Consider the following 16,827-nt stretch of genomic DNA (forward strand, 5'->3'; position numbering starts at 1 on the left):
GGACGAGGCCCCGGATGGTAGCAGGTGCCGGTCTCGGGGGCAGGTGGGCCGGGCTTCGGATACCATGTCGGGTCGCGACCCGACCGAAAGCCCATGGCCAAGCTGTATTTCTATTACTCGGCGATGAACGCCGGCAAGACCACCACCCTGCTGCAGAGCGCGCACAACTACCACGAGCGCGGCATGCGCACGCTCATCCTCACGCCGGCCCTGGACGACCGCTACGGCGAGGGCGTGGTCGCTTCCCGCATCGGCCTGCAGGCCCGGGCCATGCGCTTCTCGGGCGAGGAGAACCTGCTCGCCGTCGTCGAGCGCGACATCGCCTCGCGCGGCCCGCTGCATTGCGTGCTGGTGGACGAAGCCCAGTTCCTGTCCAAGGCCCAGGTCTGGCAGCTCACCGACGTGGTCGATCGCCTGGGCATCCCCGTGCTGGCCTATGGGCTGCGCACCGATTTCCGCGGCGAGCTCTTCGAGGGCAGCCAATACCTCCTGGCCTGGGCCGACAACCTCGACGAGATCAAGACCATCTGCCATTCCGGGCGCAAGGCCACCATGGTGGTGCGCGTGGACGAACACGGCCGCGCGGTCACCCAGGGGCCGCAGGTTGAGATCGGCGGCAACGACCGCTATGTCTCCGTGAGCCGCGCCGAGTTCAAGACCATCACGGCCGGCGAAGGCCGCATCGAGCTGCAGCAATCCGTGCTGCCGCTGGGCGAATCCGATTCCGACGAAGGAAAACCGACGTGACCGAGACGACGAACACCGCCGCCGAATGGCCGCGCCCTTATTGGCAGCCCAGCGACGAGCAGGCCGTGTTGCTGTATTTCGTGTTCGGCTCGTTCGCCGAGGACGTGGTCATCCCCTCGTCGAAGTACGGTAGCCCGGGCCTGCCCGAAGGCATCGAGATGCAACGCATGCAGAACGCGGTGCTGGCGCGCTGGGAGGGTTATCCGCTGGCCGGTGCGCTGGGCGAACTGTTGCGCGAGGACAGCCCCGAGGCGTTCAAGGCCGCCAAGGCGGCGCCGCACGTCATGGTCATCCGTGGCCGGTTTCCCGACCGCGACAGCCTGGACTACCTGCGCGATACGCTCGGCGTCGTCGCGGCGCTGACCGACGTCGGCGGCAAGGTGGTGGTCGATCCGCAGATCCTCACCCTGTTCGACGCGGCGAGCTGGCGCGAGCATTACCTGGTGCCGGGTGGCGCGCCGCCGCGACACCACGTGCTGATCCTGTGCAGTCCCGAGGAAGACGTGAAGGGCCGCTCGTGGATCCGTACCCGTGGCATGCGCAAGTTCGGCCGCCCCGACGTCAGCATCACCAACGTGCCCGACAACGCCATCGATTCGGTGGGCGCGTTGTCGGAAAACCTCGTGGAACTGTCCGCCCTGGGTTCGCGTTTCGACGACGGTCAGCTGATCGACGTGACCGGCGTGCGAGGCGGCCTGAAGGTGTCGCTGTCGGGCGACGAAAACGATCCGCGGTTCAACAATTCGCATGCCGCCATGCGCTGGCCCGATTGATCGGATCAGCGTTGGCAGGTGGGGCAGTAGAACGACGCCCGCTGCCCCAGCGTCACCACCTTGATGGGCGTGCCGCATACCTTGCATGCGTCGCCTGCCCGGCCGTAGGCGAACAGTTCCTGGTAGAAGTAGCCCGGCGCGCCGTCGGGCGAAAGGAAGTCGCGCAACGTGGTGCCGCCACGGGTGATGGCGTGCGCCAGGATGCGCTTCACTTCAGCGGCGAGTGTCGCGTAGCGTTCGCGTGACACCTTTCCCGCTGCGCGACGCGGATCGATGCCGGCGGCGAACAAGGCCTCGCTCGCATAGATGTTGCCGACGCCGACCACTACCGCGTTGTCCATCAGAAAGGTTTTCACCGAGGCCGAGCGCCCGCGCGACAGGCGCCAGAGCAGGTCGCCGTCGAACGCGTCGGTGAGCGGTTCCGGTCCGATGCCCTCGAGCAGTTCATGCGTTTCGCCGGGCATCTGCCAGAGCAAGGCACCGAAACGGCGGGGATCGGTGAAGCGCAGCACCTTGCCGTCGTCGAGGACGATATCCACGTGGTCGTGCTTGCCCAGGGGCGTGTCGGCCGGCAGTACGCGCAACATGCCCGACATGCCCAGGTGGAGCAGGGCCGTGCCGGCGGCGGTGTGGATCAGCACGTATTTCGCGCGACGCTCCACGCTCGTGATCGTCTGACCCGGGAGCAGCGTCGAGACTTCGGCGGGAATCGGCCAGCGCAGGTCCGGTCGGCGCAGCACCACGCCGGTGACGCGATGGCCTTCCAGGTGCGGGGCGATGCCGCGGCGAGTGGTTTCGACTTCGGGGAGTTCGGGCATGGGCGGAAAGATGGGGCGTCCGGGGCTGACGGGCAAGTGGAAAGGGGCCGTCGCACCGGCGCGGGCCGGTGCCTACGGCCATGCATCGGGTTCTCGCATGAGGCTTTCACGCCGCGTGGGGGTCAAGGCCCGGGCCGTGTCGGCAACGCCTGCATCCTTGGCGGCCTCGGCAACGCCTGCGCGGGCACGATCGCCACGCGATCGCCTTCACGCACGTAGCGGCGCTTGCCCAGGGCGGTCATGTCACCGAATTCCAGTCGCACGTTATCTAGGGTCAGCACGGCCATCGGCGGGGACAGGCCGATCTTTCCCGCGTCGACATCGCCGAGGGGTTTCCATTCGAAGACGGGCGTCCGTGCGAGGTCGGCCAGGTCGGCCACTCGCCCTTCGTCGACCGTGCCGGACGAGGTCCAGTGTCCGTCATGCCGCTCGAAATGCTGGGCGGCGAATCCGCGCAGCGAAACGTCGATGCGCTCGAGGCGCCCGGGATCGAGTCCCGTGAGCGTGTGCCCGCGCGCATCGGCCTCGTCGGCATGCCATTGCCAGCCGACCGCCGCGACGACGATCGCCAGCACGGCGAGGGCGAGCAGTCGCGGCCTCACCTCAACGCCTCCGCCGCCGCCACGCGATGCCCGTGCCGATACCGAGCAGGAGCAACGGCAGCGCGACGAGGAAGCCGAGGGTGATGGCGCCAAGGCCATCCTGCGACAACGCGATGGCGCGGTCCGGAGCGCCCCGGGACGGTAGGTTCACCAGCACGTCGTCGCCCAGCAGCCAGTCGACGATGCGCTCGCCCAGGGCGCGGTTCCCACCGTTGCCGAGATAGGTGTTGGAGAGGAAATCGCCGTCGCCGATCACCACGGCGCGCTGTTCGTTCTTGGCCGGGCTGGGCGAAAGGCGGTTGAGCGCGAATGCGAAGTCGAGCGGGCCTTTCAGTTCGCCGTTTTCGGGATGGAAGGCGACGGTGGAGGGTTTGTCGTTGTCGATGCCGCCGAACGCGGTCCAACTGCGTTCGCCCGACCGCAGGAACGGCACCACTGCCCAGTCGTGCGCCGATACCTGCGCGAGCGCGGCCGCCTGCGGAAACAGCGTGGTTTCGCGAAACGCGCGCGTGATCGCGTGGAACGGATAGTCGCCCAGCACGACGATGCGCGGGTCCCGCACGTTGAGGGTGCTGCCCTGGCCGTCCACGAGCACGCCCGGCAGCACGCGAATGCCCAGCACGTCGGCGAGCGGCGCGGTGCCGAGGTCGTCGTTCGACGGCTCGGTGAGCCAGAGCAGGTTGCCGCCGTCACGCACGTAATCCACGAGGGCCTGCACGCTGCGCGCGGGCAGGGGAGCGAGGGGGCTGGCGAGAACGACGAGATCGGTGTGTTCGGGCACGCCCTGCGTCTGGCTGAAATTCAACGGCACGGCGCGCATGCCGCGCTTTTCGACCTGGCCCATGAAGATGCCGAGGTCGGCGTTGGCCCGGCCGTCGGCCTGGCGCTCGCCGTCGCCGGTGACGAAGGCCACCACGCGTTCCCCGCCGCGCGCAAGCCGTTCCAGCGCATTGGAAAGGTTGCGCTCGTTGATCGGGCTTTCCACGCGTTGCTCGCGGCCGCGATAACGGACGATGAGGGCGCCGTCGCCGCCGATGCCCAGTTGCCGCGACGCGGCCGGATCGAGGTCCGGATCGACGAAGGACAGCGTGAGGTCGGGTTTCGCACGCGTGTAGCGTTCGATGACGGCGGCCACCTGTTCGCGCAACGGGCCCGTGGGCGAGAGATAGCCCACCACGTCGACCGGACCGTCGAGCGCGCGGAGCACGGCTTCGCTCTCGGGGGCCAGGCTGGCCCGCGCGCCGTGCGTCCAGTCGGCGGTCCAGGCGTGCCGGGAGCTCAGGAAACCCATGCCGCCGACGATGGCCAGCAGCACCACGAGGAACAGCCAGCGGTCGAGTCGACGCATCACTGGCGCTCCCGGTCGGCGCCGAGGCGGCGCGTGGCGAGGATCAGCGCGAGCGCGATGGCGAGCGCGAACCACACGATGTCGCTGGAGACGACGAGGCCGCGCAGCAGGTTCTGCAGGTGCGTGGCGAGCGTGAGCCATTCGAGGAAGCCCCCGCTGACGCCGGCGGCCTGCGCCCCGCGGTCGATGGTCCACAGGGCGAGCGACACGATCAGCGCCGTCGCGGCGGCGATGGCGGGAACGGCCGTGGCGGCCGAGCACGCGATGCCGATGGCCGCCAGGGTGGCGAGGGTGAGGGCGGTGCCGAGCGTGGCGGCGGCGAGCTTGCCCCAGTCGGCTTCGCCGTGCAGGCCCACGGCCAGCGGCATCGCCAGCGTCGCCAGCAGCCACAGGCCCAGCCACGCGAGCACGGCCAGGTATTTGCCGAGCACGATGCGCCAGGCGGGCAGGCCGGTGGACCAAAGGAGGGCGAGCGTACCCGCCCGCCTGTCGCCGGCCAGCGCGGACATCGTCATCAGCGGCACCACGAGGAACGACAGCTTCACCAGCTCCGCAAGCAGCGGGATCGCCACCAGGTCGGTGAACCCGGGCGCATCGGCGACGGCGGCGAGCCTGACCTGCGCGCCGAGGAACTGGCCCAGGCCGAGGGTGAATGTCCAGGCCAGCCACGCGATGGTGAGGGCGGCCAGCGCCCACGCGAGCGGGCGCACCGCGAGGCGGCGCAGTTCGAGACGGGTCATCGCGCCCAGGCTCATGCGGAAGCCCCCGTGGCGATGCCGAAGAAGGTCTTCTCCAGCGCCGCGTGATCGCCCAGCGGCGCGTCGTGGCGCAGGATCCCGTCGTGGAGGATGACCACGCGGTCGCAGACCGCCACGACCTCGGCCAGCACGTGCGTGGACAGGATCACCGCATTGCCCGCGGCCGCACGTTCACGCACGAGCTTGCGCAGCTCGCCGACCTGCACCGGATCGAGGGCATTGGCGGGCTCGTCGAGGATCAGCAGCGGCGGCTCGTGGACCAGCGCGCAGGCCAGGCCCAGGCGTTGGCGTTGGCCCTGGGACAGCACGCCGGCCAGGCGCCGGCGCAGGTCGCCGAGCTGGAGGCGGGCGATCGCCGCCTCCGCCGCCTGCCTCGCCTCCGCCTTGGGTCGCCCGCGCAACCGGGCGAAGGCCGCCAGGTGTTCTTCGACGGACAGTTCCGGCCACAGCGGCGCCGATTCGGGCAGCCAGCCGATGGCGTCGCGGGCGACGGCGGGGTGGATATCCAGGCGGCGACCGTCGATCTCGATGCGGCCGACATCCGGGCGAAGGGCGCCGGCGAGCATCGCCAGGGTGGTGGATTTGCCCGCGCCATTGACTCCGAGCAGCCCCAATACTTCACCGCGGTTCAGGTGAAAACTCAGGCCGGACACGGCGGCTCGTCCGGCACGGCGCCGGGATACGCCGTCCACGTTCAGGAAAGTCGGCGGGTTCATGCGGCTACGTCGCCGAATGCCGCCCTATGGGCAGGATCTTGCGGGCATCTTGCCGCAGGGTCGTGATCTCTCTGAACGGCAAAGGCAGGCGTCATCGGGCGATTGTGCGCAAACCCCCGGTGTGACGACAACCGCGGCTTTCACAATTTGCCGCGATCCATGCTGGTGGGTATGGAAACCCCCCGCTAGACTGCTACTTGTACGTCCCCTTCACTTCCCGCGCGGTACCGACTTCATGCTCGACACCCTGCTCGATTTCCTGGCCAACGGTCTCACCCGCGCAAGCTGGGGCGAGATGCTGGTCTACGTGCTGGTGGTTACCCAGCTCACCATCTTCACGGTGACGCTCTATTACCACCGCAGCGCCACCCATCGCGGCGTCGACTTCCACTGGACCCTCAACGGTTTCTTCCGTTTCTGGGGTTGGCTCACCACCGGCATGGTGGTGAAGGAGTGGGTCGCCATCCACCGCAAGCACCACGCCAAGGTCGAGACCGAGGAAGATCCGCACAGCCCGCAGATCTTCGGCATCAAGAAGGTGTTCCTCGACGGCGTGTCGCTCTATCGTGAGGCCAGCTACAACAAGGCCGACATGGACAAATACGGTCGCGGCACGCCCGACGACTGGTTCGAGCGCCACCTGTTCGGCAAGCACCCGTACTGGGGTCCCACGCTGATGGCGATCATCGACCTGTCGCTGTTCGGCGTGGTCGGCATGGCCATCTGGGCCGTGCAGATGATCTGGATCCCGTTCTGGGCCGCCGGTTTCGTCAACGGCATCGGCCACTGGTGGGGCTACCGCAACTTCGAAAGCTCCGACACGGCGACCAACATCTCGCCGTGGGGCTTCTGGATCGGCGGCGAAGAGCTGCACAACAACCACCACGCGTTCCCCAGCTCGGCGAAGTTCGCCTTGCGTAAGTGGGAGTTCGACATCGGTTGGGCGGCCATCTGCACCCTGCGTGCCGTGGGCCTCGCCAAGGTGCTGCGCGTGGCGCCCACGCTCAACCTTCGCCCCAACGTGCACCTGCCCGACGCCGAAACGCTCAAGGGCGTGCTGGCGCTGCGCTTCCAGGCCACCACCGACTACTACCGCAACGTCATCCTGCCGACGATGCGCGAGGAAGTCGGCCAGGCCGGCGACAGCATCAAGGCCATCCCGCGTCGCCTGCGTCGTGCGCTGGCCGACGGTGGCCGCTGGCTCGACAACGATGCCCGCGAACGCATGCATGCGGCACTGGCCAATCGTCCGGCCCTGACCACGGTGTGCGAGTTCCGCGCGCGTCTCGTCGCCCTGATGGAAGAGCGCGGTGCCGACAAGGCGCTGAAAGCCCTCCAGCAGTGGATCGTCGAGGCGGAAGAGAGCGGCATCCGTTCGCTGCAGCAGTTCGCGCAGCGGCTGAAGGGGTATTCGGCGGTCGGGGCGTAAAGCCTTTCCGTCGGTTCCATGAAAAAGCCCGCCGTTCGGCGGGCTTTTTCTTTGTTCGAACCGGGCTACCGAAGGGTGGGAGCGGACCCTGTCCGCGAACCCTCGAGCCGGCTATCGCGGAGGAGGCTTTGCTTGCCGCTCGGGTGGGCGGTTGAGGGTTGACGGAAAGCCTCAAGCCACAGCCGCTTCGTTGCCGGGACAGCCTGCTTGAAGCGATGCAAAGCCTCTTTCGCCTGCCCGATGCCCTGGGGGTTCGCGGACAGGGTCCGCTCCCACGGGCTGGCGCCGCAAAAAAAAAGCCGCCTTTCGGCGGCTTTTTCGCAAGATCACTTGATCTTGCCTTCCTTGTATTCGACGTGCTTCCGGACGACGGGGTCGTACTTCATGAAGACCATCTTTTCCGGCGTGTTCTTCTTGTTCTTCGTGGTCGTGTAGAAGTGACCGGTGCCCGCGGTGGAAATCAGGCGGTGCTTATCGCGCTTGCTTGCCATGAGGTGATCTCCTTAGATCTTTTCGCCGCGGGAACGGAGGTCGGCCAGCACGGCTTCGATGCCGTTCTTGTCGATCGTACGCAGGGCGTGGTTCGAAACGCGGAGCTTGACCCAGCGGTTTTCGCTCGCGACCCAGAAGCGGCGCTCGTGCAGGTTCGGCAGCCAGCGGCGGCGGGTCTTGTTGTTCGCGTGCGAGACGTTGTTGCCGGTCTGCACACCCTTGTTGGTGACTTGGCATCTACGGGCCATGGGGCCTCCTGATAGATTCGGTTGGACCGCCCTTTGGCCAGGACGGCGACGGCCCAGCGACGGTCCGGAAGGGACGCCACGCGATGGCTGGAGAGTGGAGCGCTTCCGCCGATGGAGGCCCGCGTCGCGTGACGGACCTGCCCGACGAATCGGGTCGGCATAGGGAAGCCGCGCATTCTCTCAGATTCCTACCGTCCGCCGCAAGCCGGATGTGCGGCGCGCCGGGATGTATGAAACAATCGACGCCTTTCGTGCCCCTGCGCGCGAAGCCGACCACAGACGCTCATTCGAGGATTCATTTCATGGCAGAGACCAACGTCAACGGCCAGGCAGGCCAGCCGCAGCTCGTGCTGCAGAAGATCTACGTGAAGGACGCCTCCTTCGAGGCCCCCAACGCTCCGCAGATCTTTCAGGAAATGGGCGAGACCGAGGCCCAGCCGCAGGTGCAGCTCAACCTCGGCCACAAGGCCACCGACCTGGGCAACGACCTCTACGAAGTGGTGCTCAGCCTCACCCTGACCTGCGCCCTGGGCGACCGCACCGCCTACCTGGCCGAAGTCCACCAGGCTGGCATCTTCGGCATCGCGGGCTTCGCCAACGACGATCGCGACGGCATCCTGGGCTCCTACTGCCCGAACCTGCTGTTCCCCTACGGCCGCCAGATGGTCTCGTCGATGGTCCAGGAGGGTGGTTTCCCGCCATTCCTGCTGCAGCCGATCAATTTCGACGCCCTGTACGCCGAACAGCAGCGCCAGCAGCTCGAAGGCGCCGGGGCCCATCCGCTCAACAGCTGAGCATGAGCGTTCCCTCCCGTCCGACCGTCGCCGTCCTCGGCGCCGGTTCCTGGGGCACCGCGCTGGCGGCCCTGCTGGCGCGAAACGACGTCCCCACGCGCTTGTGGGGGCGTGACGCCGACGCGCTCGCGGCCATGGCCGCGGCGCGGCGCAACCTGCGTTACCTGCCCGACCTCGATCTTCCCACCGAGCTCACCTACGACAGCGACCTGAAGACGGTGCTTCGCGGTGCCGGCATCGTGCTCATCGTGGTGCCCAGCCACGCCTTCGCGTCGATCCTCGACGAGATCGTGCCCCTGCTCGACCCGGAAACGAAGATCTCCTGGGCCACCAAGGGCTTCGAGACGGGCACCGGCCGGTTCCTGCACGAGCTGGTCGGCGAGAAGCTTCCCGGCCGGCCGGCCGCCGTGGTCACCGGGCCGTCGTTCGCACGCGAGGTCACCGCGGGGCTGCCCAGCGCCGTCACCGTGCACGCTACCGACGAAGCCTTCGGCAAGGAACTGGCCCTGCTGCTGCACGCGCCGAACTTCCGCGCCTACACGGGCAACGACATCCTCGGTGCCGAGCTCGGTGGCGCCATGAAGAACGTGCTGGCCGTGGCCACCGGCGTGGCCGACGGCATGGAGCTGGGGCTCAATGCCCGCGCCGGCCTCATCACCCGCGGCATGAACGAGATGCTCCGTCTCGGCGTGGCGCTGGGTGCGCGTGCGGAAACCCTCATGGGCCTGGCCGGCCTCGGCGACCTCGTGCTCACCTGCACGGGCGATCTCTCCCGCAACCGCCGGCTGGGCCTGGCGCTCGGGCGCGGCATCCCGCTGGACGAAGCCGTGCGCCAGATCGGCCAGGTGGTGGAGAGCGTGGTCACCGCCGACGAAGTGGCCCGCCTGGCGGGCTTCCACGGCCTCGACCTGCCCATCTCCGCCGCCGTGCGCGCCGTGCTGCACGGCGACGTCACGCCGGCGGAAGGCCTGCGCACCCTCATGGGGCGCGAGCAGAAGGCGGAATACCCCGTCGACCTGTTCGCGGGGCGTCGCGGCTGACGACGATGGCCATGGTCGGCGGCGCTTGCCGACCTCGCTGAACCGGGCCGGTCCACGGGTAAAAAGTCCTACCGGCACGTCATCCCGCGTTTGCTAAGCTTCCTGTTTTGGTCGCGCGGGCGGGATCGACACGGATGCAGCAACCGGACGACAAGCGCAGGCACAACGAGGCGGCGGGATCGCTGCCCATCGCGTGGCGACGCGCACTCGGCGTGGCCGGGCCGCGTGCGCCCGACGAGCGTGTCGTGCTCGGTTTCTTCCTCGAGGGCGTCAACGACGACCACGAGCCCGCCGCCCGCCTCGACGTGGCGCCCGTCCTCCTGACCCTCGGTGCCGACGGACGACACACGCGGCCCCTGCCTCTCGACGCCCGGCACCTGCACGAAACCTCCCTGACGGTCACCGAGAAGCGCCTGGCCGCCACCGTGCTGGGCCTGCCCCAGACGCTACGCAAGAGTCGCAGCTACGCCCGCTTCGGCGGCATGCTGGGCGATCACCTGCTGGCCGACATCCTCGACAGCGCGCCCTGCTTCTTCGGTGGCGTGGCCGGCCTCCAGCTCACCCGCGGCAAGCCGCAGCCGCTGACCTGGCGCTGGCAACTGGAAAAGGACGGCAGCCAGAAGCTGCTGCCCGCCGTACCCCCCAGCCGGCGGCTGTTCCGGATCGGCACGCTGTGGTTCCTCGACGCCGAGCATGCCGAGGTCGGCCCCCTGCAGGGCGATCCGGCCGAGAGCGACTGGCTCGACCTGCCGCCGCTGCCGCCCGAGAGCACGGCGGCGTTCCGCAACGATCTCGCGACCACCTCGATGGCCGGGCGCGTACCCGTGCCGCAGGTGTTCGGCGAGTTGCGGCGTGCGGAAGTCTCGCCGCGCCCGGTGCTCACGCTGCACGCGTTGACCCGCCACGCGCGACTGGCCGCGGGCACGCCGCCGCTGGCCTATGGCCGCCTCTCGTTCGACTACGCGGGCGAGCGCCTCCCCAGCCGTGGCGGCGAGCCGCTGGTGCGCCGCGTGCGCAACGGCACCCTGCTGGAAATCGCCCGCCGTCGCGCCGAAGAACTGGCGACCATGGAAACCCTCGAAACCGCCGGCCTGAATCCGGCCGTGGATACCGAGGGACTGCCCTGGGACATGGCCGATACCTTGCCCGACGATGCATGGCTGTTTCCCGGCAAGGGCTACGCCGGTGCGCTCGAGGTGAACACGCCCGCGCGCTGGCTTGCGCTGCGCACGCGGCTCGAAGTCGACGGCTTCCTCATCGACTACGCCCCGAGCTTTCCGTTCGAAGTGCTCGAAGGTCCGGTGCACTGGTACGGCCAGGCCAAGGAAGACGACGCCGACCGCGCCTTCGATCTCGAGATCGGTATCGAGGTGGAGGGCCGCCGGGTGAACCTGCTTCCCGCCGTCGCTCAGGCGCTGGCCGAGCATCAGTTGAGCCTGAGTCCCGCACCGGGCGAGGCGGAAGACTCGGTCTGGTACGCGCCCGTCGACGAGCGTCGCCGCGTGCCGGTTCGGCTGAAGGAACTGCGCGACCTGCTCGCGCCGCTCGCCGAATACCTGGAAAAACCCCGGCAGCAATTGCATCTGCCGCGCGTGCAGGCCGGGCGCCTCGAGGAACTCGTCCAGGCCTTGCCCAGCGGCGGGTCGTTCGAGGCCCCGGAGCGCCTGCGCGGTTTCACCCGCCGGCTACGCGAGGCGGCCGAGCGTGCGAGCGACACGGTGCCCGAAGGCATCAACGCGACGCTGCGCGGTTACCAGCGCGACGGCCTGCGCTGGATGAACGCCCTGGCCGAGGCCGGCACCGGTGGCGTGCTCGCCGACGACATGGGCCTGGGCAAGACGCTGCAGCTCATCACCCATCTGCTGGCGCTCAAGGACAGCGGCGCGCTCGATGCGCCGGCACTGGTCGTGGTGCCCACCAGCCTGGTGCCCAACTGGGTATCGGAAGTGGCGCGCTTCGCGCCCAGCCTGCGCCTGCTCGCGTTGCACGGTCCGCAGCGCGCGGAAACCTTCGCGCGCATCGCCGAGAACGACGTCATTCTCACCACGTACGCCTTGCTGCCGCGCGATGTCGAAACACTGAAGAAGCAGGCCTTCTCGCTGGTGGTGCTCGACGAGGCGCAGCAGGTGAAGAACCCGCGCACGCAGGCGCGTCGCGCGCTGCTGGCGTTGAACGTACCGCGTTGCCTTTGCCTCACCGGCACGCCGTTGGAAAATCACCTGGGCGAGTTGTGGTCGCAGATCGACCTCGCGGTGCCCGGCTTGCTCGGCGACGAGGGCGCCTTCCGGCGCCACTATCGCGTACCGATCGAGAAGCACCAGGATGCCGCCTGCCAGGAGCGCCTGAACCGTCGCATCGCCCCCTTCATCCTTCGTCGCACGAAGTCGCAGGTGGCGTCCGAACTTCCGGCGAAGACGGAAATCACCCGCCGCGTGGTGATGGAGCCGCGCCAGCGCGATCTCTACGAAAGCCTGCGCCTGTCCCTCGCCGAGGAATTGCGCGAGGTGATCGCCCAGCGCGGCATCGCGCACAGCGGCATCGTGGTGCTCGATGCGTTGTTGAAACTACGCCAGGTCTGCTGCGATCCGCGCCTGGTGAAACTCGAGGCCGCGCGCGGCGTGCGCGAATCGGCCAAGTTCGAACTGCTCATGGACATGCTGCCGGCGTTGCTCGCCGAGGGCCGCCGGGTGCTGCTGTTTAGCCAGTTCACCGAGATGCTTCGCCTCATCGCCGGCGAACTCGACCGCCGCCGCATCGCCTACGTCACGCTCACCGGCGAAACCCGCGATCGCGCCGAACCGGTGCAGCGTTTCCAGGACGGCGAAGTGCCCTTGTTCCTGCTGTCGCTCAAGGCCGGCGGCGTGGGTCTCAACCTCACCACGGCCGACACGGTGATCCATTACGACCCGTGGTGGAATCCCGCCGCCGAAGCGCAGGCGAGCGACCGCGCGCACCGCATCGGCCAGGACAAGCCCGTCTTCGTCTACCGCCTCATCGTCGCCGGCACGGTGGAGGAGCGCATCGAGGAACTGAAGGTGCGCAAGGCCGACCTCGCCGACGCCGTGCTCGAAGGCGGCGGCACGCGTGAGCGCCTGAGCTTCGACGAGAACGATCTGGATGCGTTGCTCGCGCCTTCGATCTAGTCGACTGCGATGACAGTTTGATGCCTGGTGCGATTGGCCCTGGAAGACATTGTGCGTGCTCGGGCGATGAGCTCTGCATCGCAGAAAGTTGGACTGCCGGACGATGTGCTCTGCGAGTCTCTCGTCGCGGAGAATGGACTGAAATTTTCGGCTTTCATGCGCACGATAAGTGCGCTTGGCTTTCGTCTTCGAGCGAATCAACGGGTTCATCTGGCAGGATGATGATGAACCTTAAAACAAGAATATTCTCAAGTACATTTGCCTCTGGATAAGAGAAAATTTACTGCGCGGACGTCCCACGTGCATTGGTAGCCATATTCGTATGGCTTTGATGAGCTCCTTATGGAGGTGAAACGTGCGGACGAACCGAAGTGTGAGTTGTATGGCCCTTATGGCGCTCTCCGTTTTCTCATGGACGACGCAGGCGCATTGGGGGGAGTCGTGTTCCGCGGATCTCCCCATGCCTCCGGAAAAGATCGTCACCGGTTTGGGTGGGGGCGTGGATGATCTGGTCCACAGCGGATACTCGATTCAATGGAGAACAAGGGACGTGGATCGTAAGGGATGGAAGATTCAGTATGGAAACTCGTCTTCCGTCGATGTGCTCAACAAAGTGATGACCGTTCTCTCCGGACAATCGGTGTCTTACACCACGTCGCACTTTTCACACGAGGTGGGGCATGCGACGAGCAGCTTTCGAGAGGATCTGGCATCGCGCGATGCTTACATACGAAGTAGGTGTACTGACGAGGGTTTTGCTCTCGGCGTGAATATCGTTGCAAGAAAGGAAATCAAACATTGCGCCGGTGTCGATACCGGGGTGGTTTCGGCGGACGTGCCGTACTTCACGGATTGGTTTGCTTCGATGGCCAATAACCCTCCTGTCCTTTACGGCGACTTCGGGTACGCCTTTTGCGAGGGGAACATCGAATCCGTATCCGGCAAGAACTATCTTGACTATTACGGCGACTGGTATGACGCGCACTATATGGCGTCGGTGCCTGAAGCATCGGGTTTTGCAACGGATCCCTTCTTCGACAAGCTGGAGATGATGGCCGGCCAGGCACGACGAGGTATCGACTACCTGCAAGACGTGTGGCCGGGCGCTGAAACGCTGGTGCGCTCCAAGACCTTTTCGCGAAGCTTCGTGGGGGGATCGTCGGCATTCGTTCCCGGCGTGACGGTCGTCGACTCCGAGATCAGAGTGACATCGCTGGATACGTCGAAGCTGCTGTTGGCGACGATGAATGTCGAGGGACGCTGCGTCAGTCTCGAGAGCATACGGGCGAGGTATCCGTCGGCGATCATGATCGACTCGCCGACAACGGGCGGCCCTGACGACAAAGGCTCGTGGTCCGTCTTCGGTCCCTGGGGGCAACTCGGCTTCGGATTTGCCTATAAAAACCCGAAATGCGTGGCGAGCGTGACGTTCAACCCGAATGAATCCGCACAGGACTGGGCGGCGGACGCGTTGTAAAGACGAGACTCGGCGATGCCCGGCGCACGGCGCCGGGCATCCTCCACGTCAGCGACGCAGCGGCGTGCCGCCGGCTTCGACGATCGCCAGCGCGGCGCCGCCGATGAGGCCGGGCTCGGGATTCATGATGGCCTGGGTGGGCACGGTTTCCATCGTGTCGCGGAAACGGCCCTTGGCCTCGAAGCGTTCGCGGAAATGCTTCTGGATCCACGGCAGCAGGATCGGCGTCATGCCGCCGGTGAGGTACACGCCGTCCCACGCGCCGAGGGTGAGCACGAGGTCGCCGGCGACGCTGCCGAAGATGCCCGCGAAGGTCTCCACGGCACGGGCGCACATCGGGCACGTGCCGTCCGTCGCGCGTCGGGTGATTTCCTCCGGGGTGATGTCCTCGTCGGGCTTCTGGCCCGAGATCTCGCAAATTGCCGTGTAGAGGTTGGCGAGGCCCTGGCCGCTGATCAGGCGCTCGTTCGACACGCGGCCGTACTTGAGGTTGAGCACCTTGAGGATCTCGATGTCCTCGGGGCTGTGCGCGGCGAAGCCGGCGTGGCCGCCTTCGGTCTGCAGCACGCTCACCTTGTCGCCGCGGATCAGCAGGCCGCCGACGCCCAGGCCGGTGCCCGGGCCCACGACCACGAAGGTCTGCTCGTCCTTGGCGCCGATCTTGGGCGCGTCGACGGTACCGACCTTCTCGAGTTCGTGGTGGCCGTCCTTGTCGACTACCTTGTCCGGGCTCATGAGCATCACCGCCATCGACTGCGCGGCGAAATCGTTCACCAGGTGAACCCACTCCAGGTCGAGCTCCTTCGCGAGCTTGTGCGCGGAGATGGCCCAGGGATTGTTGGTGACCTTGACGGTCTCGCCGCCGTCGATGCGGCCGGCGGCGGCGATGATGGCGCGCTGCGCCTCATGGCCGGTTTCCTTGAAATACTGCTTGGCGGCATCGGCCAGGGAGGGGTAGTCCTTGACGTGGTACCGGCGGATGCTTTCCTGGATAAGTGGTTGATCTTCCTGGGGATGAGCAATGCCGAAGCGCACATTGGTGCCGCCGAGGTCGGCGAGCAGGGTCGGCGCCGCGGCGCTAACGTTGGCCATGTTGGAAAACCTGTCGTGTCACGGGGATAGCCCGGAAGGGTGCCTCGGGCGAGGGCTCGCGTCCAGTGACGATTTCCTTCAGGCGCATTTCACGAATGCCATGCCGCCACTTTGACGTAAACGTTTACGTCGGCAGAATAGCCGATTGTCCGGCACCTTGCAGGCGTCGGACCCCACGGGAGAGCAGGTCATGGCAGCGGTTCGTCTGGACAAGGTGCGCAAGGTCTACCCGAACGGGCACGTGGCCCTGAAGGAGGCCAGTTTCGAGATCGCCGACGGCGAATTGCTGGTGCTGGTGGGGCCTTCGGGCTGCGGCAAGACCACGTTGCTGCGCATGATCGCCGGCCTGGAATCCATCACCGGCGGCACGATGACCATCGGCGACCGCGTGGTGAACGACGTGGCGCCGAAGGATCGCGACATCGCCATGGTGTTCCAGAACTACGCGCTCTACCCGCACATGACCGTGCGCGAAAACCTCGGCTTCGGCCTGCGCCTTCGCGGCACGGCGAAAGACGAGGTCGAGCGCCGCGTCGCCGACGCGGCGGCCATGCTCGGCCTGGAGGAGCGCCTGGACCACCGGCCCGCCGCGCTCTCGGGCGGACAGCGCCAGCGCGTGGCCCTGGGCCGCGCGATGGTGCGCGATCCGGCGGTGTTCCTGCTCGACGAGCCCCTGTCGAACCTCGACGCGAAGCTGCGCCTGTCCACGCGCGTGGAAATCGCGCGCATCCATCGCCGCGTCGGCGCCACGATGGTCTATGTCACGCACGACCAGATCGAGGCGATGACGCTGGGCCAACGCATCGTGGTGCTCAACGGCGGCGAGGTGCAGCAACTGGACACGCCGATGAACCTCTACCGGAAGCCGGCCAACCTCTTCGTGGCGGGATTCCTCGGCAGCCCCGCGATGAACCTGTTCCACGGCACGCTGCGCCGCGAAGACGGCCTGCGCCTGGCGATGAAGGACGGCGCCATCGCGCTGGGCACGGACGCGCCCGCGCTCGCCGCCTACCTGGACAAGCCGGTCGTCGTCGGGCTGCGCCCCGAAGACCTGCTCACTGTCGACGACCATGCGGGCATCGACGAACGCCTGCGCGCGCATGTCGAGGTGGTGGAGCCGGTGGGCAACGAAATCTTCCTCAACATGCGCCATGCGGGCGAGGAACTGGTCTCGCGCGTGCCGCCGCAGTCGGCGGTGACGCGGGGAGCGGACGTCGGACTCGGTTTCCATGCCGAACGGTTGCATTTCTTCGATCCGGAGACGACGAGACGTATCGACGTGGGCGGCTGAGGCTGGCCTGCGACGCTTTGGCACCCTCGCGATCGACCCCGGGGAGTAAAATGCCCCGA

The 16,827-nt window shown here is 67.2% G+C and carries 16 protein-coding genes; 8 read left to right on the plus strand and 8 right to left on the minus strand.

Features of this window, described 5'->3' with window-relative positions:
• Positions 1-93: 93 nt before the first annotated feature.
• Positions 94-747, plus strand: coding sequence for a thymidine kinase (locus L2Y94_RS01655; RefSeq protein WP_247372601.1), 654 nt, complete (start codon positions 94-96; stop codon positions 745-747).
• Positions 744-1,520, plus strand: a complete 777-nt coding sequence (locus tag L2Y94_RS01660; protein WP_247372603.1) for a hypothetical protein — start codon at positions 744-746, stop codon at positions 1,518-1,520. Before L2Y94_RS01655 ends, L2Y94_RS01660 begins: the two co-directional genes overlap by 4 nt.
• Positions 1,521-1,525: 5 nt before the next feature.
• On the opposite strand, the gene mutM is transcribed toward L2Y94_RS01660, so the two are convergent.
• The 5 genes from mutM to L2Y94_RS01685 all read right to left on the minus strand — a co-directional run bounded on the left by mutM (position 1,526) and on the right by L2Y94_RS01685 (position 5,762).
• The gene (mutM, locus tag L2Y94_RS01665; RefSeq protein WP_247372606.1) at positions 1,526-2,338 is read right to left on the minus strand and encodes a bifunctional DNA-formamidopyrimidine glycosylase/DNA-(apurinic or apyrimidinic site) lyase; all 813 of its coding nucleotides are present in this window, start codon (positions 2,336-2,338) and stop codon (positions 1,526-1,528) included.
• Positions 2,339-2,460: 122 nt separating this feature from the next.
• Positions 2,461-2,940 carry a DUF4340 domain-containing protein gene (locus L2Y94_RS01670; RefSeq protein ID WP_247372608.1) on the minus strand — a complete coding sequence of 160 codons (480 nt, stop codon included), beginning with the start codon at positions 2,938-2,940 and terminating at the stop codon, positions 2,461-2,463.
• 1 nt (position 2,941) lies between these two features.
• Positions 2,942-4,288 (minus strand): GldG family protein, encoded by a 1,347-nt coding sequence (locus L2Y94_RS01675; RefSeq protein ID WP_247372610.1) that lies wholly within the window; start codon positions 4,286-4,288, stop codon positions 2,942-2,944.
• Positions 4,288-5,043 carry an ABC transporter permease gene (locus L2Y94_RS01680; RefSeq protein WP_247372612.1) on the minus strand — a complete coding sequence of 252 codons (756 nt, stop codon included), beginning with the start codon at positions 5,041-5,043 and terminating at the stop codon, positions 4,288-4,290. The genes L2Y94_RS01675 and L2Y94_RS01680 overlap by 1 nt, the downstream gene beginning before the upstream one ends.
• Positions 5,040-5,762 (minus strand): ABC transporter ATP-binding protein, encoded by a 723-nt coding sequence (locus L2Y94_RS01685; RefSeq protein ID WP_247372614.1) that lies wholly within the window; start codon positions 5,760-5,762, stop codon positions 5,040-5,042. The genes L2Y94_RS01680 and L2Y94_RS01685 overlap by 4 nt, the downstream gene beginning before the upstream one ends.
• Positions 5,763-5,997: 235 nt before the next feature.
• Between L2Y94_RS01685 and L2Y94_RS01690 the strand changes: the two genes are divergently transcribed.
• On the plus strand, positions 5,998-7,191 hold the full coding sequence (locus L2Y94_RS01690) for a DesA family fatty acid desaturase (RefSeq protein ID WP_247372616.1): 1,194 nt from the start codon (positions 5,998-6,000) through the stop codon (positions 7,189-7,191).
• 326 nt (positions 7,192-7,517) lie between these two features.
• Here the strand turns inward: L2Y94_RS01690 and rpmG are convergent, their stop codons facing one another.
• Positions 7,518-7,682 (minus strand): 50S ribosomal protein L33, encoded by a 165-nt coding sequence (rpmG, locus tag L2Y94_RS01695; protein ID WP_036109728.1) that lies wholly within the window; start codon positions 7,680-7,682, stop codon positions 7,518-7,520.
• A 12-nt stretch (positions 7,683-7,694) separates the two neighbouring features.
• Positions 7,695-7,931 carry a 50S ribosomal protein L28 gene (gene rpmB, locus L2Y94_RS01700; RefSeq protein WP_089981369.1) on the minus strand — a complete coding sequence of 79 codons (237 nt, stop codon included), beginning with the start codon at positions 7,929-7,931 and terminating at the stop codon, positions 7,695-7,697.
• Positions 7,932-8,233: 302 nt separating this feature from the next.
• On the opposite strand from rpmB, the gene secB reads away from it, so the two are divergent.
• From secB to L2Y94_RS01720, 4 genes are all read left to right on the plus strand, one after another.
• A complete protein-coding gene (gene secB, locus L2Y94_RS01705) occupies positions 8,234-8,725 on the plus strand; it encodes a protein-export chaperone SecB (RefSeq protein WP_247372617.1) in 492 nt (163 codons plus the stop codon).
• Positions 8,726-8,727: 2 nt separating this feature from the next.
• The gene (locus L2Y94_RS01710; RefSeq protein WP_247372619.1) at positions 8,728-9,765 is read left to right on the plus strand and encodes an NAD(P)H-dependent glycerol-3-phosphate dehydrogenase; all 1,038 of its coding nucleotides are present in this window, start codon (positions 8,728-8,730) and stop codon (positions 9,763-9,765) included.
• 134 nt (positions 9,766-9,899) lie between these two features.
• The gene (locus tag L2Y94_RS01715) at positions 9,900-12,908 is read left to right on the plus strand and encodes a DEAD/DEAH box helicase (RefSeq protein ID WP_247372621.1); all 3,009 of its coding nucleotides are present in this window, start codon (positions 9,900-9,902) and stop codon (positions 12,906-12,908) included.
• 460 nt (positions 12,909-13,368) lie between these two features.
• Positions 13,369-14,385, plus strand: a complete 1,017-nt coding sequence (locus tag L2Y94_RS01720; protein ID WP_247372623.1) for a hypothetical protein — start codon at positions 13,369-13,371, stop codon at positions 14,383-14,385.
• A 48-nt stretch (positions 14,386-14,433) separates the two neighbouring features.
• On the opposite strand, the gene glk is transcribed toward L2Y94_RS01720, so the two are convergent.
• On the minus strand, positions 14,434-15,477 hold the full coding sequence (gene glk / locus L2Y94_RS01725) for a glucokinase (RefSeq protein WP_247372625.1): 1,044 nt from the start codon (positions 15,475-15,477) through the stop codon (positions 14,434-14,436).
• A gap of 190 nt (positions 15,478-15,667) precedes the next feature.
• Between glk and L2Y94_RS01730 the strand changes: the two genes are divergently transcribed.
• Positions 15,668-16,768, plus strand: a complete 1,101-nt coding sequence (locus L2Y94_RS01730) for an ABC transporter ATP-binding protein (protein WP_247372628.1) — start codon at positions 15,668-15,670, stop codon at positions 16,766-16,768.
• The last annotated feature ends 59 nt before the right edge of the window (positions 16,769-16,827 follow it).

This window comes from Luteibacter aegosomatis, assembly GCF_023078455.1.
Taxonomy (GTDB): Bacteria; Pseudomonadota; Gammaproteobacteria; order Xanthomonadales; family Rhodanobacteraceae; genus Luteibacter; species Luteibacter aegosomatis.